The organism is Nocardia sp. bgisy134 (genome assembly GCF_057708325.1).
On record NZ_JBYIRW010000012.1, the window covers coordinates 218,573 to 240,116 of the forward strand.

Annotated in this window: 22 protein-coding genes and 1 pseudogene; 8 read left to right on the forward strand and 15 right to left on the reverse strand. The window is 70.1% G+C overall.

Translation table 11 applies throughout. The annotated features are described in order from the left end of the window. Positions 1-2: 2 nt before the first annotated feature. From scpB to steA, 8 genes are all read right to left on the reverse strand, one after another. Positions 3-686, reverse strand: a complete 684-nt coding sequence (gene scpB / locus AC3ERS_RS22275; protein ID WP_431970020.1) for an SMC-Scp complex subunit ScpB — start codon at positions 684-686, stop codon at positions 3-5. Positions 687-742: 56 nt separating this feature from the next. Next, positions 743-1,603: a segregation and condensation protein A gene (locus AC3ERS_RS22280; protein WP_431970021.1), complete on the reverse strand. Its 861-nt coding sequence runs from the start codon at positions 1,601-1,603 to the stop codon at positions 743-745. A gap of 116 nt (positions 1,604-1,719) precedes the next feature. Continuing rightward, positions 1,720-2,694, reverse strand: coding sequence for a ParA family protein (locus AC3ERS_RS22285; RefSeq protein WP_431969991.1), 975 nt, complete (start codon positions 2,692-2,694; stop codon positions 1,720-1,722). A 281-nt stretch (positions 2,695-2,975) separates the two neighbouring features. Further along, positions 2,976-3,920: a site-specific tyrosine recombinase XerD gene (xerD, locus tag AC3ERS_RS22290; protein WP_431969992.1), complete on the reverse strand. Its 945-nt coding sequence runs from the start codon at positions 3,918-3,920 to the stop codon at positions 2,976-2,978. A 12-nt stretch (positions 3,921-3,932) separates the two neighbouring features. After that, positions 3,933-4,592: an NUDIX domain-containing protein gene (locus AC3ERS_RS22295; protein WP_431969993.1), complete on the reverse strand. Its 660-nt coding sequence runs from the start codon at positions 4,590-4,592 to the stop codon at positions 3,933-3,935. Further along, the gene (gene pyrG, locus AC3ERS_RS22300) at positions 4,592-6,313 is read right to left on the reverse strand and encodes a CTP synthase (RefSeq protein WP_431969994.1); all 1,722 of its coding nucleotides are present in this window, start codon (positions 6,311-6,313) and stop codon (positions 4,592-4,594) included. Before pyrG ends, AC3ERS_RS22295 begins: the two co-directional genes overlap by 1 nt. A gap of 168 nt (positions 6,314-6,481) precedes the next feature. Next, the gene (locus AC3ERS_RS22305) at positions 6,482-7,426 is read right to left on the reverse strand and encodes a copper transporter (protein WP_431969995.1); all 945 of its coding nucleotides are present in this window, start codon (positions 7,424-7,426) and stop codon (positions 6,482-6,484) included. Between the two features lie 12 nt (positions 7,427-7,438). Next, a complete protein-coding gene (gene steA, locus AC3ERS_RS22310; protein ID WP_431969996.1) occupies positions 7,439-8,653 on the reverse strand; it encodes a putative cytokinetic ring protein SteA in 1,215 nt (404 codons plus the stop codon). Between the two features lie 178 nt (positions 8,654-8,831). Here steA and AC3ERS_RS22315 point away from each other — a divergent pair, with 178 nt between their 5' ends. The 6 genes from AC3ERS_RS22315 to AC3ERS_RS22340 all read left to right on the forward strand — a co-directional run bounded on the left by AC3ERS_RS22315 (position 8,832) and on the right by AC3ERS_RS22340 (position 12,503). Further along, complete coding sequence (locus AC3ERS_RS22315) at positions 8,832-9,329, forward strand: TetR/AcrR family transcriptional regulator (RefSeq protein WP_431969997.1); 498 nt, start codon at positions 8,832-8,834, stop codon at positions 9,327-9,329. A 44-nt stretch (positions 9,330-9,373) separates the two neighbouring features. Then, the gene (locus AC3ERS_RS22320; protein ID WP_431969998.1) at positions 9,374-9,862 is read left to right on the forward strand and encodes a hypothetical protein; all 489 of its coding nucleotides are present in this window, start codon (positions 9,374-9,376) and stop codon (positions 9,860-9,862) included. A 20-nt stretch (positions 9,863-9,882) separates the two neighbouring features. Beyond that, on the forward strand, positions 9,883-10,050 hold the full coding sequence (locus tag AC3ERS_RS22325; protein ID WP_431969999.1) for a hypothetical protein: 168 nt from the start codon (positions 9,883-9,885) through the stop codon (positions 10,048-10,050). A 113-nt stretch (positions 10,051-10,163) separates the two neighbouring features. Next, positions 10,164-10,970 carry an LLM class flavin-dependent oxidoreductase gene (locus tag AC3ERS_RS22330; RefSeq protein WP_431970000.1) on the forward strand — a complete coding sequence of 269 codons (807 nt, stop codon included), beginning with the start codon at positions 10,164-10,166 and terminating at the stop codon, positions 10,968-10,970. 105 nt (positions 10,971-11,075) lie between these two features. After that, positions 11,076-12,104: an adenosine deaminase gene (gene add, locus AC3ERS_RS22335; protein ID WP_431970001.1), complete on the forward strand. Its 1,029-nt coding sequence runs from the start codon at positions 11,076-11,078 to the stop codon at positions 12,102-12,104. A gap of 174 nt (positions 12,105-12,278) precedes the next feature. After that, positions 12,279-12,503: a lipopolysaccharide assembly protein LapA domain-containing protein gene (locus tag AC3ERS_RS22340; RefSeq protein WP_431970002.1), complete on the forward strand. Its 225-nt coding sequence runs from the start codon at positions 12,279-12,281 to the stop codon at positions 12,501-12,503. Between the two features lie 71 nt (positions 12,504-12,574). Here AC3ERS_RS22340 and AC3ERS_RS22345 read toward each other — a convergent pair whose 3' ends face one another. Beyond that, on the reverse strand, positions 12,575-12,889 hold the full coding sequence (locus tag AC3ERS_RS22345; RefSeq protein WP_431970003.1) for a hypothetical protein: 315 nt from the start codon (positions 12,887-12,889) through the stop codon (positions 12,575-12,577). A gap of 191 nt (positions 12,890-13,080) precedes the next feature. On the opposite strand from AC3ERS_RS22345, the gene AC3ERS_RS22350 reads away from it, so the two are divergent. After that, complete coding sequence (locus tag AC3ERS_RS22350) at positions 13,081-13,506, forward strand: SRPBCC family protein (RefSeq protein WP_431970004.1); 426 nt, start codon at positions 13,081-13,083, stop codon at positions 13,504-13,506. 74 nt (positions 13,507-13,580) lie between these two features. Here AC3ERS_RS22350 and recN read toward each other — a convergent pair whose 3' ends face one another. From recN to AC3ERS_RS22380, 6 genes and pseudogenes are all read right to left on the reverse strand, one after another. Further along, a complete protein-coding gene (gene recN / locus AC3ERS_RS22355; protein WP_431970005.1) occupies positions 13,581-15,350 on the reverse strand; it encodes a DNA repair protein RecN in 1,770 nt (589 codons plus the stop codon). Next, entirely contained in the window at positions 15,328-16,320 is a 993-nt protein-coding gene (locus AC3ERS_RS22360; protein ID WP_431970006.1) for an NAD kinase, read from the reverse strand. The genes recN and AC3ERS_RS22360 overlap by 23 nt, the downstream gene beginning before the upstream one ends. Further along, entirely contained in the window at positions 16,317-17,138 is an 822-nt protein-coding gene (locus tag AC3ERS_RS22365; protein WP_431970007.1) for a TlyA family RNA methyltransferase, read from the reverse strand. Before AC3ERS_RS22365 ends, AC3ERS_RS22360 begins: the two co-directional genes overlap by 4 nt. A 1-nt stretch (position 17,139) precedes the next feature. Beyond that, positions 17,140-17,448: a hypothetical protein gene (locus tag AC3ERS_RS22370; protein ID WP_431970008.1), complete on the reverse strand. Its 309-nt coding sequence runs from the start codon at positions 17,446-17,448 to the stop codon at positions 17,140-17,142. A 13-nt stretch (positions 17,449-17,461) separates the two neighbouring features. Continuing rightward, on the reverse strand, positions 17,462-18,352 hold the full coding sequence (locus tag AC3ERS_RS22375; RefSeq protein ID WP_431970009.1) for an HAD-IIA family hydrolase: 891 nt from the start codon (positions 18,350-18,352) through the stop codon (positions 17,462-17,464). Between the two features lie 1,189 nt (positions 18,353-19,541). Further along, positions 19,542-20,528 (reverse strand): annotated as a pseudogene (locus AC3ERS_RS22380) (tetratricopeptide repeat protein); the annotation flags it as partial. A 168-nt stretch (positions 20,529-20,696) separates the two neighbouring features. Here AC3ERS_RS22380 and AC3ERS_RS22385 point away from each other — a divergent pair. Beyond that, positions 20,697-21,287, forward strand: coding sequence for a hypothetical protein (locus AC3ERS_RS22385; protein WP_431970022.1), 591 nt, complete (start codon positions 20,697-20,699; stop codon positions 21,285-21,287). Positions 21,288-21,544: the final 257 nt, after the last annotated feature.

Below are 21,544 nucleotides of genomic sequence, written 5' to 3' on the forward strand. Positions count from 1 at the left end.
TGTCAATCCTCGGTGCCGAGATCCAAATCGGCCTCGGCGGGTTTCCTCAACCTGGTGTAACGGGGATCCGTTTCCAGGCTCTCGTTGATCTCGTCGATCAGGTCGACGCCCGGGAGCAAGGGCGCCAGCGGTGGCAGATCGGACAGCGAGGCAAGTCCGATCCGTTCCAGGAACAGTTCGGTCGTGCAGTACTGCGTGCCGTTCGTCTCCGGGTCGACCCCGGCCTCGGCGATCAGCCCGCGGGCGAGCAGTGTGCGCATCACACCGTCGACGTTCACGCCGCGGACCGCGCTCACCCTGGTCCTGGTCACCGGTTGGCGGTAGGCCACCACCGCCAATGTCTCCAACGCCGCCCTCGTCAATTTGGTCCGAGCGCCGTCGAGCAGTACGCGCTCCACATACGGTGCGTACTCGCTGCGAGTATAGAAGCGCCACCCGTCGCCGACGAAACGCAGATCGATGCCGCTGCCGCGCGCGGTCAGCTCGGCCGACATCGCGCGCAGCGCCGCCTCCACCCGTTCGGTGGTGTCGTCCAGGGCCGCGGCCAGCTGTTCTACCGGGGCGGGAGCGTCCACGACGAGCAGCATCGCCTCCAGCGCGGAGCGAAATTCGGCGTCGTCCAGCGGCTCGGGAGTGAAGCCCGCCACTGTGTCGCGGCGGCTGGGCGCCGTGGTGTTCTCCGCCACGTTCGCCGCGGCGGTTGCCACCGCGTCCTCGGCCGCGGTGTCGGTGGTCGCGTCCGTCACCCGTAGTCCTCCTCGATCGTCACGGTCGGCGCAGGCGTTCCGTCCTCGGGGTCGCCGATCCAGCTGATCGCGAGCGGGCCCAACGGATCGGGCTGGTCGAACTCGATGGTCTTGCCCCGGTACAGCTCGAGCAGCGCGAGGAAGCGCGCCACGATCTGTACCGGCACCTCGCAGTCGGCGACCAGCTCGGCGAACGTCGTCCACCCGCCCGCACCGCGCGCCTTCAGCCGTTCCAGCACCAGCGCGGCCTGCTCGGCGACCGAGATGGCGTGCGCGTGCAGGTGGTCGAGCCCGACCTTCGGCGTCGGGCGCGGACGGAACGCCGCGGCGGCGATCTCGGCGAATCCGGCCGCGTCGACTCCCAGAGTAACCTCGGGCAGCAGACCGGCGAATCGCTCCTCGAGGCCGACCGAGCGCGGATAGCGCCGCAGCGCGACCGCTTCGAGTTCCCCGAGCAGCGCGGCGACCTGCTTGAACGCGCGGTACTGGAGCAGGCGGGCGAACAACAGGTCGCGCGCCTCGAGCAGCTCGAGATCCTCGGCGTCGGTGACCTCGCCCGAGGGCAGCAGCCGCGCGGCCTTCAGATCCAGCAAGGTCGCGGCGACGACCAGGAATTCGGTGGTCTGATCCAGGATCTTGTCCGCGCGCAGCCCGCTCTGTTCGTTCATGCTCGCGGTCATGGCCTTGGTGTAGGCGATGAACTCGTCGGTGACCTGATGCAGCGCGACCTCGGTGACGTCCAGCTTGCGCGAGCTGATCAGGGTGAGCAGCAGGTCGAACGGACCCTCGAAATTGCTGAGCTTGAGCCGGAATACGGATCCGCCCTGCTCGTTCGGCTCGGTATCGCCGGGCGCCACACCATCGCCCGGCGTCGTGGAGTTGCCCGGTGTCACGGAGTTGCCCGGCGGCGGTACAACGTGCGGGCCGGTCTGCTCCTCGGTTGTCGTCTCTCGCGCGGGGTTCGGCGCCCCGATCACCGGCCGGACCGGTGGATGACTTCCCGCGCCATCGACCGATACGCTTCGGCGCCACCGGATTTCGGCGCCCAGGTGGTGATGGGTTCACCGGCGACACTGGCGTCGGGGAAACGAACGGTGCGCGCGATGGCGGTGTCGTAGACCAGTTCGCCGAACACCTCGACGACGCGCGCCATCACCTGGCGCGAATGTAGTAGGCGGGCATCGAACATGGTGACCACGATGCCGTACAGGCTCAGCCGCGGGTTCAGCCGGTCGCGCACCTTCTCCACGGTGTCGTTGAGCAGCGCGAGCCCGCGCAGCGAGAAGTATTCGCACTCCATCGGAATGATGACGCCGTCGGAGCAGGCCAGCGCGTTGACGGTGAGCAGGCCGAGCGACGGCTGGCAGTCGATGAGGATGTAGTCGTAGCGGTCGCGCACGGGTTCCAGTGCGCGGCCGAGGGTCTGCTCCCTGCCGACCTCGTTGACCAGCTGGATCTCCGCGGCCGAGAGGTCGATGTTGCTCGGCAGCAGGTCCATGTTCTCGACCTTGGTCCGCATCAGCACGTCATCGATGGAGGTGCGGCTACCGACCAGCAGGTTGTGCACCGTGAGATCGAGATCGTGGTGAGCGACGCCGAGTCCAGCCGACAGCGCACCCTGCGGATCCAGATCGACCAGCAGCACGCGGCGTCCGTATTCGGCCAGTGCCGCGCCGAGATTGATGGTCGAGGTCGTCTTGCCGACCCCGCCCTTCTGGTTGCACATGGCCACGATGAGCGCCTCGCCGTGCCTGGCCACCGGCGGCGGGTCGGGCACCAGGCGTAGCGGGCGTCCCGTGGGTCCCAGTTCCGCCCCCTCGGGAACGGGCTCGGCCCCGTCGCCCCACAGCGTCTCCGCTGTGTTATCCGAGTAACCATCCGACCGGGGCCCCGTAAGCGGCTGCGCCCCAGCACCCATCGGCGGCTCCGCCGCTCCGGCTGTCGTCACGATCCGCTGCTCCTTAGAAGTTCCTGCCCGTTGCCTCGCCGAGCCTAGCGAGGCCGATCGGGCCCGACCTCGCTTTCGTACGGTCCAGCTCTCGGTAGACGCTACCGCTTGACCGCGCGAGACCCGCGCTCGGACACGCGACACCCGCATTGCTGTCGCGGTGCTTTCCCACCCCCGACTCGCCGCGGGTGTCACGAGCGAGCTGCCGGAAGCACTTCGATGTCGGACGATACCCGCTGTCCGGGTCGGCGACGAGCAATCGTTGCCGACGCGCGCGAGACTCAGCGGGCGCGCGGGTGGGCGGTCGCCCACACTTCGCGCAGGGTGTTCACGGTGACCAGCGTGTAGATCTGGGTGGTCGTCACCGAGGCGTGGCCGAGAAGTTCTTGCACGACACGAACATCGGCGCCGCCGTCGAGCAGGTGTGTCGCGAAGGAGTGCCGCAGCGTGTGCGGCGAGACGGCGGCGCCGATACCAGCGCGCTCGGCCGCGTCCTGCAAGACCTGCCAGGCACTCTGCCGCGACAGCCGCCCGCCGCGCGCGTTCAGGAACAGCGCGCCCGCCGCGTTCTTGCCCGCGGCGGCCAGGGCCGGTCGCCCGCGCACCAGGTAGGCGTCCACCGCGGCCAGCGCGGGCCGGCCGATCGGCACCATGCGTTGTTTGCCACCCTTGCCACGCAGCACGACGGCGCGGTCGTCGGCGTCGAGATCGTCGACGTCGAGGCCGACCATTTCGGAGATACGTGCGCCCGTGGAGTAGAGCAGTTCCAGCAGTGCGCGATCGCGGAGTCCGCGCGGGCCGCCGTCAACCGCGTCCTGTTCCTCGCCGGTGCCGCCGCCCGCTGCCTCCAGCAGGCGCAGCACTTTGTCGTAGGGCAGCGCTTTGGGCAGCCGCCTGCCCGGCGCGGGCGGCTTCACGGCATGCGCGACATCGGTTCTGGTGAGTCCCTCGGCCGCCGCGAAGCGGTGCAGTCCGCGCACCGCGATCAACGCACGCGCCACCGAGCTCGCGGCCAGCGGCGGATGCTGCTCGCCACCCGCGCGCAGCGCGACGGTGAACTCGGCGACGTCGGATTCGGCGACCCGGTCCAATTCGGCGACGCCGCGGCCGATCAGGAAATCACGGTAGCGATCCAGATCGCGGCGATAGGCGCCGAGGGTGTTGCGCGCGGCCCCACGCTCGACCGCGAGATGGTCGAGGTAGGAGTCGATCTCGCGCGCAAGCACCCTCGCATCCTGTCAGGTTTCCTGTGGCGTCGCGGCTTTACGCCGCAGCAGTGCGGTGGGTTGCCCAGGCCACGGCGCATCGGCGGGTCGTAGCGGCGTGTCGCCTGCCCGTGCCGCGACGACGGCCAGCACGCCCGCCACCGCGGTGGCGTTGGTGATCTCGCCGGCCAGCGCGGCGCGCACCGCCTCGGTGACCGGCATGCGGACCAGCTCCAGGTCGGCCTCTTCGAATTCCGGATCCGGCCGCTCGGTCTCGTAGAGCCCACTGGCCAGGTAGACCCGCAGCGCCTCGTCGGTGAAACCCGGTGAGAGCGCCACGTCGACGAGCACCGCCCATTCCCGCGCCGCCAGCCCGGTCTCCTCGGCGAGCTCCCGTTTGGCCGCGGCGAGCGGGTCCTCGCCGGGAATGTCGAGCAGGCCCGCGGGCAGCTCGAGCAGACGGGTGCCGAGCGGATGCCGGTACTGCCGGATCAGCACGACATTGTCGTCGTCATCGATCGCGGCCACCGCGACGGCGGCGTGGTGCTCGACGACCTCGCGTTCGACCACCTTGCCGCCCGGCATCGCGACCTGATCCTGGCGCAGCGCCAGGATCGCGCCGGTGTACAGCGTCTTGCTCGCGACGGTCTCGAATTCGTGACGGCCCGGCGCGTCTCCCCCTGCGTGACTCATTACGCTCCCTGGTCCGCGCTCGCCAGTTCTTCGCCGGGGATGTCCACCGGTAGCCGTTCGGCCAGCTTGTATTTCAGCGCCGCCGCGATGAGCGCCGCGAACAGCGGATGCGGGCGGGTCGGGCGGCTCTTGAGCTCGGGGTGCGCCTGGGTCGCGACGAAGAACGGGTGCACGTCGGCGGGCAGCTCGACGAATTCGACCAAGTGCCCGTCGGGCGAGACGCCGCTGAACCGCAGACCGCTGGCGGCGATCTTGTCGCGGTAGGCGTTGTTCACCTCGTAGCGGTGCCGGTGCCGCTCGGACACCTGCTCGGCGCCGTAGGCGTGCGCGACGACCGAGCCCTTCTGCAGCGTGGCCGGGTACGCGCCGAGGCGCATGGTGCCGCCGAGATCGGCCTCGCCCGCCACGGCCTGTTCCTGGTCGGCCATGGTGGAGATCACCGGGTGCGGGGTGTCGGGTTCGAACTCGGCCGAGTTGGCCTCGGCCAGGCCGACCGAGCGGGCCGCCTCGATCACCACGCACTGCAGCCCGAGGCACAGGCCGAGCAGCGGGATCTTCCTGCTCTTGGCGAAGCGGATGGCGCCGACCTTGCCCTCGATGCCGCGGATGCCGAAGCCGCCGGGGATCAGCACCGCGTCCACGTCGCGCAGCGCGGCCGCAGCGCCGGATTCGGTCTCGCACTCGTCGGAGGGCACCCAGCGGATCTTCACCTTGGCGCGCGAGGCGAACCCGCCGGCGCGCAGCGCCTCGGTGACCGACAGGTACGCGTCGGGCAGGTCGACGTACTTGCCGACCAGCGCGACCTCGACCTCCTCGCGCGGCTGGTGCACGCGGTCGAGCAGATCGCCCCACACGGTCCAGTCCACGTCGCGGAACGGCAGGCCGAGCCTGCGCACCACGTAGGCGTCCAGGCCCTCGCGGTGCAGCACCTTCGGGATGTCGTAGATGGAGGGCGCATCGGGGGTGGAGATGCAGGCGTCCACATCGACGTCGCACATGAGCGCGATCTTGCTCTTGAGCGCCTGCGGCACCTCGCGGTCGCAGCGCAGGATCAGCGCGTCGGGCTGGATACCGATATTGCGCAGCGCGGCCACCGAGTGCTGGGTCGGCTTGGTCTTCAGCTCACCCGAGGGCGCCAGGTACGGCACCAGCGAGACGTGCAGGAAGAAGACGTTGTCGCGGCCGACGTCGTGGCGGATCTGCCGGGCGGCCTCCAGGAACGGCTGCGACTCGATGTCGCCGACGGTGCCGCCGATCTCGGTGATCACCACGTCGGGGGTCTGACCCTGCAGATCGGGGCCGCTCATCGCGAGGATGCGGCTCTTGATCTCGTCGGTGATGTGCGGGATCACCTGCACCGTGTCGCCGAGGTACTCGCCGCGGCGCTCCTTGGCGATCACCGACGAATAGATTTGCCCCGTGGTCACATTCGCGTCCCTGGACAGGTCCCGGTCGAGGAACCGCTCGTAGTGACCGACGTCGAGATCGGTCTCGGCGCCGTCCTCCGTCACGAACACCTCTCCGTGCTGGAACGGATTCATGGTGCCCGGATCGACGTTGAGATAAGGGTCGAGTTTCTGCATGGTGACGCGCAGACCGCGCGCCGTCAGCAGCTGACCGAGGCTGGAAGCGGTAAGGCCTTTACCCAATGAGGAGGCGACACCACCGCTGACGAAGATGTGTTTGGTAGCGGTTCGCGCCTGAATCCGTGTTTGACCCACGGGTCTTCACGGTAACACGTCGGCACCCGGTAAAACGAACGCCACGCACGTTTGCTGATCGATCGCCGGGAGCCGGTCAGAGCGCCGGGCCGCGGACTGTGAGCCGTATCGCTCGGCAGCGGCCGCAGGTGCGAGCGGATCGCCGCGCCGAGCGGGCAGCCTCCACGCTCAGCCCGGCAGCGCGGCCATGGTGAGCGAGGTCGCCTTGTCGCCGGTGCCGTATCGGCCCGCGCCGCCGTTGAGCTGTTCGGTGAGGCCGAGCACGGCGGTGACCCTGCCGATCTCCCGATCGACGTTGTCGACGGTGGTAACCGTGGTGGCCAGGGCCGCGTCGGAGCGGACGGACGCGATCGGTCCCGCGCCTTCGGCCGCGCCGGAACGGCCCGCGAGCACGATGCCCGCGCCGCGGCCGCGCAGTCCGCCCGCGAATCGGGCCAGGTTCGAACCCTGGCCGTGCTCAGCGGCTTTCGCGCCCTCGCCGGTCACCACCACCGCGAGCTGAGCGGGTTGCACCGGGGTGTCGCCGTAGGCCAGGAAGCCACTGCCGCGCAGGGTCTCCAGCACCAGGCCGAGCTCCTGCGGGGTGCTGCGGGGTTGCGCGTTGGCCGGATCGAGCAGCAGCACCGTGCCGAGCAGGTCGCCCGCCATGCTGCCCTGGTCGACCCCGCCGGTGCGCAACTGCGCGCCCGCGGGGATGACGTTGGTGATCGCGGTGCGCAACCGGTCGCCTTCGGTCGCGTCGGTGAAGGCGTCGGTGAGCGCGATCCGGCCCACCACCGGCGCACCCGCCGTCGCCAGACCCCTCGACACCGCTTCCACGTCGGCCGCGTCCGCGTCCGGCGTGGTGAAGACCACCACCGAACGACCGTCGAGGGCGCCGCCGAGGATGCGGTTCGCCGAGCCCGCGATGAACCGGTCGGCGGCGTCGAACTCGCCGGTGGAGCGGCGGTGCTGTTCGCCGAGTGCGTCGACCTGCTCACGCAGGTCGGACTTGTCCGCGCGCAGCGCGGAGAGCAGGTCGGCTGCCAGGGTCTGCGAGCCGAGCACCACGCCGAGCGCGAGCGCCAGGAAGACGGCCACCAGGGAGACGGCGTGCTGGCGTAGTGGAATCATGATCTCCCCCGGCTACTTCGCACGGGCTTCGAGTAGGTCTTTGAACCAGACCGCGAACCGGTTCCAGGTGTCCGCGGCCCAGTCGAGCATCTCGGTGCCGGAGTGCGAGGCCAGCAGCACCACGATGACCGCGATCAGCGCGGCGAGCACCACCAGCGCGATCGCCACTCCCGACACCCGGTTGCGGTACAGGGTGGCGACGGCCTTGGCGTCCATCAGCTTGGTGCCGAGCTTGAGCCGGGTGAGGAAGGTGGCCGGGTTGCTGTCGCGGCGGCCGCGGTCGAAGAAGTCGTCGAGCGAGGCGGCCGCGCCCGCGGTCACGATCAGCGCGGCGCCGTGGTGGTGGGCGAGCAGCAGCGCGAGATCGGACGGCGAGCCGGAGGACGGGAAGGTGGTCGCGCCGATGCCCAGGTCCTGGATCCGTTCCAGGCCCTTGGCGTGGCCGTCGGTGTCGGCGGGCAGGATGACCTCGGCGCCGCACTTCATGGTCGCGGAGGTGATCTCCTCCGGATCGCCGACGATGAGGTCGGGCCGGTAGCCCTGCTTGCGCAGAGTGTCCGCACCGCGGCCGACGCCGACCATGATCGGCGCGTACTCCTTGATGAACGGCTTGAGCCGCTTGAGATCGTCGACGTGGTCGGGACCGTCGGCCACCACGACCACGTGTCTGCGCTTCATGTCGAGTTCCAGCTCGGGAACGCCGATGCCGTCGATGAGCAGCGCGCTCTCGGTGCGGACGAACTCGATGGTGTTCCCCGCGAAGGCCTCGAGGTGGTCGGCCAGGCCGTTACGCGCCTCGATCATCCGCTCCGCGACCGCGGTCTCGGTGAGCTCGATGCCCTCGACCAGGACCTCCGGCTCCTTCTTGGTCAGCTTGTCCGCGTAGACCACGCCCTCGACGATGCGGACCTTGCTGCCGTCCTTGATCTTGGTGAAGGCGTCGGAACTGACGGTGTCCAGCAGCACGATGCCGTTGGCCACCAACACCTCCGGACCCAGATTCGGATAGCGCCCCGAGATCGAGGGCGAGGTGTTGATCACGGCAACCACACCCGCCTCGACCAGCCGATCGGCGGTGATCCGGTCCAGGTCCATCTCGTCGAGCACGACGACATCACCGGGACCGACCCGCCGCAGCAGACGCCGGGTGTTGCGATCCACCCGGGCCGTCCCGGTGAGACCGGGCAGCGTTTCGGTGTTCTTCGACAACAACGCCAGCATCCTCATGGCCCGATGATGGGCGCAAACCCTCGACCAATGGTGGAGGCGCGCCGAACCACCAGTCACATTCGTCACAGTGATACAAGCCAGTCCCAGTACCGAACCGACCGGACGGTCGCCTTGCCGTGGACGCTCCCCGCGCCGCCGTCTCGGACAGTGCCGCCGCTCGAGGCATGATTTTCCGGTGAGTGTCGAGAAGAAGTCCTCGGGCGTCTGGCAGATCTCGCCGGATCCCCCGGCGCGCAGGCGCAGGCGCAACGCGCCGCGGCTGCCGCCCGCCGAGCGCCGCGCACAGCTTCTCGACGCCGCGCTGCGGGTCGTGGCCCGCGGTGGACTGGCGCAGCTGACCATGCAGGAGGTGGCCAAGCAAGCCGGTGTGGCCAAACCCGTGCTGTACGCGATGTATCCGACGGCACCGGAACTGATCGGCGCGCTGCTGCACCGCGAACACGTGCGCGGCATGGCACAGGTCCGCGCGGCGATGCCGGACACCGTGCGCGGCACCGGCATCCAGGTGCGCGGCGGACCGCGGGGCGCGGACGTGGAACTCATCGGCCACGTGATGCTCGGATTCATCGAGACGATGGGCAGGCTGGTGCTCTCCGACCCGGAACGGTTCCCGCCCGAGCACCTCCGCGCCACGGTGCGCGCCCTCGGGCGCACCCTGCCCCGGGAGAAATAGCCGCACGCGGTAACGGCGAGCGGTGCCGCACCGGATAAGTCAGTGTGCGGAGACCAGCGCTGCTCCTCGGATTCGTCATCGGCATCCTGCTCACCGCGGGCTGCGACGCCGCGACGAACGCCGATCCCTCCGACGCCCGCGTCACCGCGAATGCCGTCGAGTTCGATCCGAACGGCGTGTACGGCTCCCCCTTCGCGGTGATCATCGACAGCCCGGATGCCGCGCGCGCCTTCGCCGAGTGGTTCACCGCACGCGTCCACTCGAATCCGCCTGAGGTCGTGCGCGATCCGGGTCGCCTCACCGGCTTCGAGCGCAGCGCCTACCTCGCGGTCGTCACGCTCACCGGCTGCCGCGCCCCCGTCTCCACCGAATTGCACCGCCAGGGAGCCGATTTCCGCCCGGCGATGCTCGGCGGCGTCGATCACCCCGAGTGCTACCGCCCCTTCACTCCCTTCGCCGTGTACGAAATCCCGCGCGAGGTAAGCGCCGAGATCACCACCGTCAACGGCGAATCCCTCACCCCGCTCGCCTGACAGCCTCTCGAAAACATTCGTTGGCAACAGATCTCGCGACGCCGGGAATCGGCGGCGGTGTGGCCGGTGCAAGCATCGCGCTCCAGGCGGGGACCTGTGGTCTCTCGGGGGCGCTGGTGGAGGCCCGCGACGCGCTGTTCGACAGCACAGTAGCCGTTCGGCTCTTTCAACTCGACTGCCTCGGCTGACCGACCGTGCCGAATCGGCTGGTGATCAGAGATTTTCGTGCTGAGCGTCCGTGACATGAGGATGAGCTTCCGCGACATTGGCCTCAGCTCCGCGCGCTCGTAGCGTCACGGATATGACCTTGCTTCTCGGCGCGATCCTGCCCACCTCCTCCCCCGATCCCGCACTCCCCCTCCTCGGTGACGTCCGCGCGGCCGCCCGGCTCGCCGAGCAGGCGGGGCTCGAATCCGTATGGTCCACCGACCATCTGGTGGCCAGCGCACCGATCCTGGACAGCACGGTGGCGCTCGCCACCGCCGCCGCGGTGACCGATCGCCTCCGCATCGGCTACAGCGTGCTGCTGCTCGCCCTGCGCCCGGCTGCCTGGGCCGCCAAGCAGATCGGCACGTTGCAGTACGTGTCGCAGAACCGCCTGATGCTTGGCGTCGGCACCGGCAATCCGGCCCACGGCGACATCGGCTGGCGAGCGGCGGGAGCCTCGTTCGCCGAACGCGGCGCGCGCACCGACGAGGCGCTGCGGGTGCTCCCCGACCTCGTCGCGGGCAAACCGGTGACGCTCGCCGACGGCGGGGAAGTCACCCTCGCCCCCGGCGCGGCGATGCCGCCGGTCTTGGTGGCGGGCGACGGCCCGAGGGCACGGCGCCGCGCCGCCGAATTCGCCGAAGGCTGGATCACGATCGGCGCGAGCCCCGCCGACGTGGCCGCCTCGGCACGCGAATTGACCACGCTCGCCGAGACATTCGGCCGCAACGCGCCGGCGATCACCGTGGTCGCCCCTCCGCTGGCCGCCACGCCGCGCGAGGCGGCCGACCAGCTGGCCGAATACGCCACGTCCGGCGCCGAACGGGTGATCCTGGCGCCGTCGCCCGCGGACTGGGAGGCGAGCTACGAGTTCGCCGCCGAACTCCAGCGTGCGCTGTGAACATCCGAACCTCGGAAATCCGCCCCCGGCACCGGATACCGTGGTCGTTGGCAATGCGGCGCCCATCGGGTGCGCCGCCCTCCGCGACGCACACGGTGGTGACCCATGACCGGCACGGTTCGTCCCGATTCCGCCGAGTTCGTCCGCGGCCTGCCCAAAGCCGAGCTGCACCTGCACCTCGAGGGCACCCTCGAACCGGAGCTGAAGTTCCGGCTGGCCGAACGCAACGGCATCCGGCTGCCGGAGCGCACCGTCGACGAGGTCCGCCGGACCTACCGCTTCCACGACCTGACCTCGTTCCTCGAGGTCTACTACCCGGCGATGCAGGTGCTCCAGCAGCCGCGCGACTTTCACGATCTGGCCTTCGAATACCTGACAAGGGCGCATGCCGACGGCATCAGGCACGTCGAGATGTTCTTCGATCCGCAGGCGCACACCGGACGCGGTGTCCCGTTCCAGTCGGTCATCGGCGGATACCGCTCCGCGATCGTGCAGGCCCGCCGCGAGCTCGGCATCTCGGCCGAGCTGATCCTGTGCTTCCTGCGCGACCACTCGGCGGAATACGCGATGGCCACGCTGATGGAGGCGCTGCCCTACCGCGACTGGATCATCGGCGTCGGACTCGATTCCGACGAACGCGGCAACCCACCCCGCAAGTTCGCCGCGGTGTTCGAACGAGCGCGCCGCGAAGGCTTCCTGCTCACCATGCACTGCGACATCGACCAGCCCGATTCCCAAGAACACATCCGCCAGGCGCTCGAGGAAATCGGCGTCGACCGGCTCGATCACGGCACCAATATCGTGGAGGACGAGCGGCTGGTGGAATTGGTGCGCGCCAAGAGCATCGGGCTCACCTGCTGTCCGGTCTCCAATTCCTTCGTCACCGCCCAGATGAAGTCCGACGAGATCGTCGGGCTGCTCGACCGCGGCCTGCTCGTCACGCTCAACAGCGACGATCCCGCCTACTTCGGCGCCTACGCCGCGGACAACTACCTGGCATTGCGCGAACAAGCCAGCCTGGACGTCGACCAGCTGGTGCGCCTGGCCCGCAACTCGTTCCGCGCGTCCTGGCTGACCCCGGCGCGCCTGGACGGCTACCTGCGCGAGATCGACGCCTACGTCGCCAACGGCTGAGGCCGTCGAGACGGCGAGCGTGTCACCGCCGACGACACCCGAGCGCCTCCGCTACATTGAGGCGACTTCTCAGCGCCGGAGCACATTCGCGGCGTCGCCGAGAGTGGTGGTTGTCGGGCGGTCGGCGACGGCACGGCAGGCGGCGGCGCGCACCCGGGCAGAGAGGATCGACCGATGGCCACCGAACACCGTTCTTTCTTGGCGCGGGTGTCACCAACGCAGTGGGTCGCACTGGTTCTGACCGTGCTCGCCGTGCTGTTCGTCTTCGACAACCGCGCCAAGGTGACGATCGAATTCCTGCTGATCAGCGTGGAGTCACCGATGTGGCTGATCCTGCTCGTCATGTTCGTCGTCGGCTGGATCACCGGGGTGCTGATGACGCGCAAGCGCCGCCGCTGACCGCCGCGATCACGTGCTCGGTCCCAGCGCGATCTGCACCGCGCCGTCGGACTTCTGCTGGAACCAGTACGTCAGTCCTCGTCGTCGAGCGAGGTCACGCCCGTGACCAGGCTGATCGCGAATGTCTGGTTGTTCAAGCATCCCGCGGTCACCGTGCTGCCCGCGGCGAAGCCGCCGCGGCTCTCCCCGGCGCGCGCCATGTCGTAGCGGCCACCCGCCTCCTCGGCCGAGCCGACCAGCACGCAGGTCCACTGCTCCCCGGTCGGGTTGCTGCCGACCGCGATACTGCCTTCCTCGGTGGTGTCGGCGGTGAGCGTCGGCGCCGCGGCGGCGAGTCCGCCGCCGAGCACGACCGCCGACGCGGCGGCCGCGGTGATGATTGCCAAACGAACACTCGTTCGGAACATCGTCGTCCTCCTGTTTCGACTGCCGATGTTCCCGCATTTGCCCGTCAGCACGCTCCGAAACCGGGTCCGGCGAATCCGCCACGACCGTGTGACCGCGCCGACACGGCGCACCGCGACGTGACGTGGTACCTATACACTGCCGTCACAGACAGCTCGAAGAGGAGACACGCATGGCCACCAGCACCGTCGACGTCGTCATCGCCGCCCCGCGCGATGTCGTGTACAAGTTCTTCACCGAGCGGGATGGCATCAACGCCCACCTACCGTTCGTGCAGTTCACCCTGAAGAAGCCGGGTTCCCCGACCCCAGAGGGTGTCGGAGCGCAGTACGTGGTCGGCCGAGGCGGCATCGGCATCGTCGAGGAGACCACCAAGCTGGTGCCCGGTGAGCGGATGGAATACAAGATCGTCAAGGGCGCGCCGGTGAAGCGGCACGTCGGCATCGTGACCTTCAGCGACGCCGAGAGCGGCGGCACGCGGGTGTCCTACACGATGGAGTCGGAGCCGAGCCTGCCGGTGCCCGCCAAGGCGGTCGAAGCCGGCCTGCGGGTGCTGATCAACCAGTTCATCAAGGGCACGCAGAAGGCGTTCAGCTGAGCTGACATGGAAAGGCCCTCGCCCCCGATGGCGTAATGCTCGGGGGCGAGGGCCTTTTCGTTTGTTCAGGAAGGTCAGACGGTCGCGCGTTCGGCGCGGGCGGTCTCGAGCAGTTCCTCGGCGTGCGCGCGACCGGTCTCGGTGTCGTCCAGACCGGCGAGCATGCGGGCCAGCTCGATGACGCGCTCGTCCTTGGTGAGCGCGCGGACGCCGCTGTTGACCTTGCCCTTGCCGTCGTCGGACTTGTTCACCACCAGATGCGTGTCGGCGAACGCCGCGACCTGGGGCAGGTGGGTCACCACGATGACCTGATGGGTGCGCGCCAGCCGGGCCAGCCTGCGGCCGATCTCCACCGCGGCCCGGCCGCCGACACCGGCGTCGACCTCGTCGAACACCATCGTCGCGCCGTGATCGGAACTGGCGAGCACCACCTCGAGCGCGAGCATCACGCGGGAGAGTTCGCCGCCCGAGGCGCTCTTGCTCAGCGGCAGCGACTGCGCGCCCGAATGCGCGGAGAGACGGAACTCGACCTCGTCCACGCCGGACGCGCCCGCGTGCAAGTCGACGCCATCGACGTTCAGCGGCGCGGAATCCTGCGCGCCCGCGGGCACCGGACGCACCTCGACCTCCAACCGGGCCTTCCCCATCGCCAGCCCGCCGAGCTCGGCGCTGACCGCCGCGGCCAGCTTGCCCGCCGACTTGGTGCGCGCGGCGGTGAGCTTGCGGGCCGCCGTGCGCACTCGCTCGGCGGCGATGTCCACCTCTGCCGCCAGCTTGGTGAGCGCCTCCTCGGACACATCGAGCGAATCCAGCCTGGTGCGCGCCTCGTCGGCCCAGGCGAGCACACCGTCGATGTCGGGGGCGTACTTGCGGGTCAGGCTCTTGAGCTCGGCCTGCCTGGTCAGCAGCGAGTCCAGCGCACCGGGATCGGAGGGCAGGTCGGAGAGGTAACCGCTGAGCTCGGTGGTCAGATCGACGACCACCGCGATGGCCTCGCCCAGCCGGGGCGCGAGCGCGGACAGAGCCGGATCGTCGGCGGACTCCAGCCGCGAACGCGCCGCGCCGAGCAATTCCAGTGCGCCGGAACCGTCCTCGGGCGCGTCGGCCGGACCGGCGAGCGCGTCGTGCGCGGTCGCGGCGGCCTCGCGCAGCGAATCCAGATCGCTGAGCCTGCGCACCTCGTCGACGATCCGCGCGTCCTCGCCGGGTTCCGGTGCGATGGCGTCGATCTCGGTGAGCGAGTACTTCAGCCGGTCGGCCTCCAACGCCAATTCCCTGCTGCGAGCGGTGCGTTCCAGCAGCTCGGTGCGGGCGTCGAGCCAGGAACGACGATGCACCTGATACTTGCGCAACAGCGAACCGACCGTCTCGGCGGCGAACTGGTCCAGCGCGTTCAGCTGCTGTTCCGGACGCTGCAAACGCAGCTGGTCGTTCTGGCCGTGCACGGTCAACAGCGGCGCGGTGAAATCGGCCAGCACCGAGGCGGGCACGCCGCGGCCACCGAGATGCGCGCGGGAGCGTCCATCGCTGTTCACCGTGCGGATCGCGATGACACTGCCGTCGTCGTCGGCCTCGGCCGCCGCCGACTCCAGCACCTGACCGACCTCGGTGCGGGCGGCCTCGTTCACGTCGTCGACGGTGAAGCGGCCCTCCACCACCGCACGCGCCGCGCCGAGCCGCACCCGGCCCGCGTCGGCGCGCGCACCGCTCAGCAGGTGCAGGCTGGTCACCACCATGGTCTTGCCCGCGCCGGTCTCACCCGTCAGGACGGTGAGACCCTCGTGGAACTGCGCGGTGGCCGTGGATATGACGCCGAGGCTGTCAATCCTGATCTCTGTCAGCACGTGTGCTCTCCGTTCGCCGTCGGCCTCGCCAGCCGGTCACAGGCAACTGGAACTTGCGCACCATCCGGTCCGCGAACGGCGCGGAGTCCAACCGCACCCAGCGCACCGGTTCGGCGCCGCGGACCGCCTCCACCCGGCCGCCCTTGGGCAACGCCATGGTGCGCCTGCCGTCCAGGAAAACTATCGCATCGTGGCCCGTGGCAACGGATTCCACCGCAATCCTGGACTCCGGGCTGGTCACCAGGGGTCGCGCGAACAGGGCGTGCGCGTTGCTCGGGATCACCAGCAGCGCCTCCAGCTCCGGCCACACCACCGGCCCGCCTGCCGAGAACGCGTAGGCCGTGGAGCCGGTCGGCGTGGCGATCAGGATGCCGTCGCAGCCGAACGACGAGACGGGTCGCCCGTCGACCTCGAGCACGACCTCCAACACGCCCATGCGCGAGGCGTTCTCGATGCTGGCCTCGTTCAACGCCCAGCCGGTGTCCACCACCTCGTCGTCCACCCGGACCGACAGGTCGATCGTCATCCGATGCTCGATACGGTAGTCGCCGCGCACCACCTGGCCGAGCGCCTCGTCCAAGTGCTCGGCCTCGGCCTCGGTGAGAAAGCCGATGCGGCCCAGATTGATTCCCAGCACCGGCACCGACGCCGGACGCGCCAGTTCGGCGGCACGCAGGAACGTACCGTCACCGCCGAGCACCAGCACCATCTCGCACCCGACCGCGGCCTCCGGCCCGTGCTCGACCACTTGCACCGGATATCCGCCGGGCGCCGCGCAGGCCATCGTGTCCTGGCCTGCCTCGACATCGAACCGGGTGCTGTCGGCCTCGTCATCGAGAACCCGCAGCCCGATTCCCGCCTCGGTGAAGATCTTCGCCACCCGGTGGGCGGTCTCGATGATCTCCGCCCGGCCCGGATGCGAGACAAGCAGGATCTCCCGGCCGCCGGATTCCGGCGTCACCGCGTTCACTGTGGACCCTCCTCAACCGCGCGCTCGACGAGCGCGGCGACCTCTTGCGCGTCGTATTCGAACTGCCCGTCCTTGCGCAGCCACAGAAAGTATTCGACATTGCCCGACGGACCGGGAAGCGGGCTGGCCACCGCGCCGAGGGTGCGCAGCCCGTGTTCGGCGGCCACCGCGGCGACCGTGCGCACCGCCTCCGCGCGCAACGCGGGATCGCGGACGACGCCACCCGAGCCGACCCGCTCCTTGCCCACCTCGAACTGCGGTTTCACCATGGGCAGCAGATCGGCGCCGTCGGCGGCGCAGGCGGCCAGTGCGGGCAGCACCAGGCCGAGGGAGATGAACGACAGGTCACCGACGACGAGTTCGACCGTGCCGTCGATGAGTTCGGGCGTCAGGTTGCGGACGTTGGTGCGGTCGTGGACGCGAACACGGTCGTCGTTCTGCAACCGCCAGATCAGCTGGCCGTACCCGACGTCGACCGCCACCACTTCCCGCGCGCCACGGCTGAGCAGCACGTCGGTGAACCCGCCGGTCGACGCGCCCGCGTCCAGGCAGCGCTTGCCCGCGACACGCACGCCCTCCAGCTCGAATCGCTCCAGCGCGCCGAGGAGTTTGTGCGCACCGCGCGAGGCCCACTGCACCTCGTCGGGTTCCTCCCGCACCAGCAGCGGGGTGCCCGTTTCCACCGCGGTCGCCGGTTTGGTGGCGACCGATCCAGCAATCAGGACCCGACCCGCGCCGATCAGCTCGACCGCGTGCTCCCGCGATCGCGCCAACCCGCGGCGAACGAGTTCGGCGTCCACTCGCGCGCGCCTGGCCACCTCAGATCTTGTCCACCGTAGCCAGGGCCTGGACCAGCACGTCGTGTGCCTGCTCCAGGATGCGCGCGCGCCGGGTGATGTCGGCGCCGGATTCCGCGCTGTCCGCGGCCGCCACGAAGGCGGCGCCCCGGACGTCGAGCTCGGCCAGCAGGCTGTCGATCTCGGTGCGAATCCGGTCCGGGTCGGCGGGCTCCGGGCGACCCTGCGCGCCCGGCAGATGCCTGCCGGGCAGCGGGACGCCGGGGCGGGGCGCGTTCGGTCCGGGACCGGGCACACCGGGTCCCTGCGGGCGGGGCGTCGGAGTAGTCATCGTGATGCCAACGCTATCCGATTTCCGAATCGGACGCGCGCACCGTCACCGCCCGGCCGGGGTTCCTCCGCAGCCGCTCGGACAGGTCGTCCGTCGACTCGTCCTCGACCGGAGGGTGGTTCAGCGCGTCCAGGGAATCCGCGACGTAAGTGGGGATACGCGTCTCGGGCGCGGTACGGAGCTCGTCCAGAGTGCTCACGCCGGTCAGCACCAGCAGCGAATCGAGGCCGACGTGCTGGGCGCCCTCGATGTCGGTGTCCAGCCGGTCGCCGACGACGAGCGCGCTGCGGGTGCCCGCGCGGACCAGAGCGTCCTCGAGCAGCGGCGCGTACGGCTTGCCCGCGACGATCGGCTCGCGGTCCGACGCGGCGCGCAGTGCGGCGACCATCGCGCCGTTGCCCGGCGCGAGACCGCGCTCGTTCGGCAGCGTCTTGTCCGTGTTGGCCGCCACCCACAGCGCGTCGGCGCGCAGCGCGTACGCCGCCTCGGCCAGATCGGGCCAGGCCGTCTGCGGCGAATGCCCTTGCACCACGGCGGCGGGCACGGTCCCGTCGAACCGGCGGACGGCGCGCAGGCCGACCGCGTCGACTTCCGCGACGAGATCGTCGGTGCCGACCACGAGCACCTCGGCGCCGGGCCGCAGGCGTTCGGCCAGCAGTCGCGCGGCCGCCTGCGCGCTGGTCACCACGTCCTCGGTGGTCGCGGGGAAGCCCAGCTCCGCCAGATGCTCGGCGACCACCTCCGGCCCGCGGCTGGCGTTGTTGGTGACGTACACGAGCCGCTGCTCCGACTCGCCCGCGCCCGCCAACGCTTCCGGCGCACCCTCGATCACCGCGGGACCGCGGTACAGCGTGCCGTCCAGGTCCAGCAACAGGGCTTCATAGCGATCTCGTAGCCGCTTCACACCACTCTCACTTCGTGTCACCACTCGGCGCGTGCCGAATTCCATGCGCGCCCAAGGTCGGTCGGCCCCGACGCCGCCGCCGTGGCCGAGTCGCCACGCACGGCCGCCGATCCGAGCCGCCTCGACAACACGCCGAGGATTCGACCCTACGTCAGTCAGCCGACAGATACGGCATCGCGTTGCCTGCCCCACAGCTGCGAACAACCACCGGACCACTCGACCGAGAACACGTCTCGAGGGACCAAACCCGTTCCGCGACGGCGCATCACATCCGGGCGGACCGCTGATCGACGCGTTATCCGGGACTGGGGCGTCAACCTGGAGATCCCTGCCCGTTCACGCGGAAAAGCCGGACGATCATTCACGACGGACGTCTCCAAGTGTGGTGCGCCGATCGCGGCAACCGCCCGGTCGTCCCTGCTGGATGGGCGCTGACAGTGGTGGCCGTGCGGCGATCACCGGTCGGCGGGCGACCCAACAGTCAGCACGGCATGCCGGGACCGCAGACAGATCGCGGTAACCGCCCGGCCTCCTGCCGCACGGTCACTCGCCAGCCGCCCCAGGCGGTAATCACCGTCGGCGGGCGCTCCGTGACAGGCAGCGTGCTCAGCCGGTCCACGGATCGCAGTAACCACCTGCCCCACCGCCAGACAGTCGCTGGCCAACGGTCGCCGCGGGGCGATCACTGTCGGTGGTCAATCTGCGACAGACAGCACGCGTGGGCGGATCGCGGTAGCCGCCCGGCCCACCGCCAGATCGTCGCTTGCCAGCGGTTACCGTGCGGCGATCACCGGTCGGCGGGCAGCCAATAACCGGCAGCGCCGCGTAGCCGGACCGCAGATCACGGTCACTGCCCGGAACGCTGCCCGATGGTCACTCACCAGCCGTCACCGGGCGGCACCCAACCGTCGGCGGCCGACCCTCGACAGTCAGCGCCGCATGGCTGGACCGTCGATCGCGGTAGCTCCCCCGATGCCGGTCAATCGCTGGCAGCGGTCGCTGATCGGCGCTTACCTGTCAACGGGCGCCCCGCGACACAGTGCGGATCTCGGCAGCTATCCGGCTCGTCCCGGACCGTTGCTCGCCCGTAGCGATCGCCGGTCGCTGTGCACCTCTCACCGGTTGGCGGTCGGCGGTTGGCGGTTGGCGGTTGGCGGTTGGCGGTTGGCGGTTGGCGGTTGGCGCGGACCTACAGGTCGGCGTCGCCGGTCAGCTCTTCCGCGCGTTCTTCGGCGTCGGTCTCGCCGTCGAGGTCGGCGGAGGCCGCGTTGAGGAACCAAGTCAGGCCCTCGTCGGTGCGACCTGCGGCCACCAGGGCGTCGGCGTAGGCGTAGAACAGGCGGGCGGCGGCGGAGCCGGTGCGCTCTGGGTCGAGGTCGGAGGTTTGCAGGGTCACCACGGCCTGGTCGTACTGGCCGAGGTCCATGCGGGCGCCGGCCACGACGATGCGCAGCTCGGTGGCCTCGTCGCCGCTGAGCGCGCGGGCTTCCTCGCTGCGGCCGAGTTCGATGGCGCGCTCGGGACGTCCGAGACCGCGTTCGCAGTCGGCCATCACCGCGAGCAGACCGGAACCGCCGGACATGCGTCGTGCGGTGCGCAGCTCGGACAGCGCTTCCGCCCACTCTCCCGCGTGGTAGGCCACGACGCCCGCGGTCTCGCGTACCACGGCGATCCGGCCCGCGCGCTGTCTGGCCGCGCGCGCGTGCGCGAGGGCGAGGCGCGGATCGTCCTCGACGAGGCGGACGGCCATCACCAGGTGCCGCGCCACGGTCTCGGCATTGCCCTTGTCCAGGCTCAGCAGATCGCGGCGGATCGCGGTGTCCAGGTCGGATGCCTGCACGTCGTCCGGCAGATCCGGTTCCTCGGGACGCGGGGGACGCCGATCCAGCGAACGACCACCGGTTCGTGCGCCCTCGCCGCCGCGACGACGGTCCTGCGTTCCGCGGTCGTAGTCACCCGATTCGCCGCGACGCTTGAAGCCGCCGCGATCGCCGCTCTCGCCACGATCGAAGCCGCGCTCCTCAGCGTCGCGCCGTCCGCCGGAACCTTCGCCACGCCGACCGAAATCGGGGCGGTCGCCGGAACCACGACGCTGGAAACCACCGCGCTCACCCGACTCGCGACGCTCGAAACCGCCACGGTCTTCGGAGTCACCGCGACCCGAGAATCCGCGCCGCTCACCGAAATCGCCGCCGCGCTCGCCGCGCGGCTTGAAACCTTTGTCCTCGGAGTCGCGTCGGGGCTTGAAGCCACCGCGTTCCCCGGAATCCCCGCGGCGCTCGAAACCTCCGCGATCTCCTGAATCACCGCGGCCGAATCCGCCACGATCGCCGGAACCGCCCCGATGGAATCCGCCGCGCTCACCCGAACCGCCACGGCTGAAACCACCGCGTTCGCCCGAACCGCCACGGTCGTAGCCGCCACGCTCGCCCGAGCCGCCGCGCGGCTTGAAGCCACCGCGTTCCCCGGAGTCACCGCGACGCTCGTAACCACCGCGCTCACCGGAGTCACCGCGACGCTCGTAACCACCGCGCTCACCCGAACCGCCACGCCGGTCGAATCCGCCACGCTCACCCGAGCCGCCGCGCGGTTTGAAACCGCCGCGATCCCCGGAGTCGCCGCGACGCTCGTGACCACCGCGTTCGCCCGAGTCGCCCCGGCGCTGGAAGCCGCCGCGCTCCTCGGAGGAGCCGCGCGAACCATAGCCGCCGCGCTCGCCGGAGCCCTCGCCGCGTTGGTAACCACCACGACGTTCGCCGCCGCGGTCGAAACCGCCGCGACCTTCAGAGTCCTGACGTCGGCCCGCGCCGCCGCGGCCGCCGAAATCGTCGCGGCGCTGGAAGCCGCCGCGGCCACCGGATTCACCGCGTTCGCCCGATCCGCTCCTGCGGTCGAAGCCGCCGCGCCCGGCATTGCCCTCGCGGTCGCCGCGTGAGGAGCCACCCGTGCCGCGGGACGGCCGGTCAGAACCGGCGTCGCGCTGACCGGAGTCGGAAGCGCTACGTCGGAATGGCTTCCGACCGTCGTTGTGTTCGGACACGGTGATCCCTTTCTAGGTTCCGCTGAAGTTGTTCAGGGCCCCAACAAATTGAATCACGTGCCGTCGGTGGGGCTCGGACGCGACGGCGTCACGGGCGCGAAAGCGCCCAAACGACGATAGGGGACCCAGAATTGGGTCCCCTATCGTGAAAG

Bases quoted from the DNA above. Each gene is read 5' to 3' on its own strand.
- AC3ERS_RS22295 (WP_431969993.1), bottom strand. From the start codon at position 4,592: ATGAGTCACGCAGGGGGAGACGCGCCGGGCCGTCACGAATTCGAGACC.
- AC3ERS_RS22305 (WP_431969995.1), bottom strand. From the start codon at position 7,426: ATGATTCCACTACGCCAGCACGCCGTCTCCCTGGTGGCCGTCTTCCTG.
- steA (WP_431969996.1), bottom strand. From the start codon at position 8,653: ATGAGGATGCTGGCGTTGTTGTCGAAGAACACCGAAACGCTGCCCGGT.
- AC3ERS_RS22330 (WP_431970000.1), top strand. From the start codon at position 10,164: ATGACCTTGCTTCTCGGCGCGATCCTGCCCACCTCCTCCCCCGATCCC.
- add (WP_431970001.1), top strand. From the start codon at position 11,076: ATGACCGGCACGGTTCGTCCCGATTCCGCCGAGTTCGTCCGCGGCCTG.
- AC3ERS_RS22340 (WP_431970002.1), top strand. From the start codon at position 12,279: ATGGCCACCGAACACCGTTCTTTCTTGGCGCGGGTGTCACCAACGCAG.
- AC3ERS_RS22350 (WP_431970004.1), top strand. From the start codon at position 13,081: ATGGCCACCAGCACCGTCGACGTCGTCATCGCCGCCCCGCGCGATGTC.
- AC3ERS_RS22370 (WP_431970008.1), bottom strand. From the start codon at position 17,448: ATGACTACTCCGACGCCCCGCCCGCAGGGACCCGGTGTGCCCGGTCCC.
- AC3ERS_RS22385 (WP_431970022.1), top strand. From the start codon at position 20,697: ATGGAATCCGCCGCGCTCACCCGAACCGCCACGGCTGAAACCACCGCG.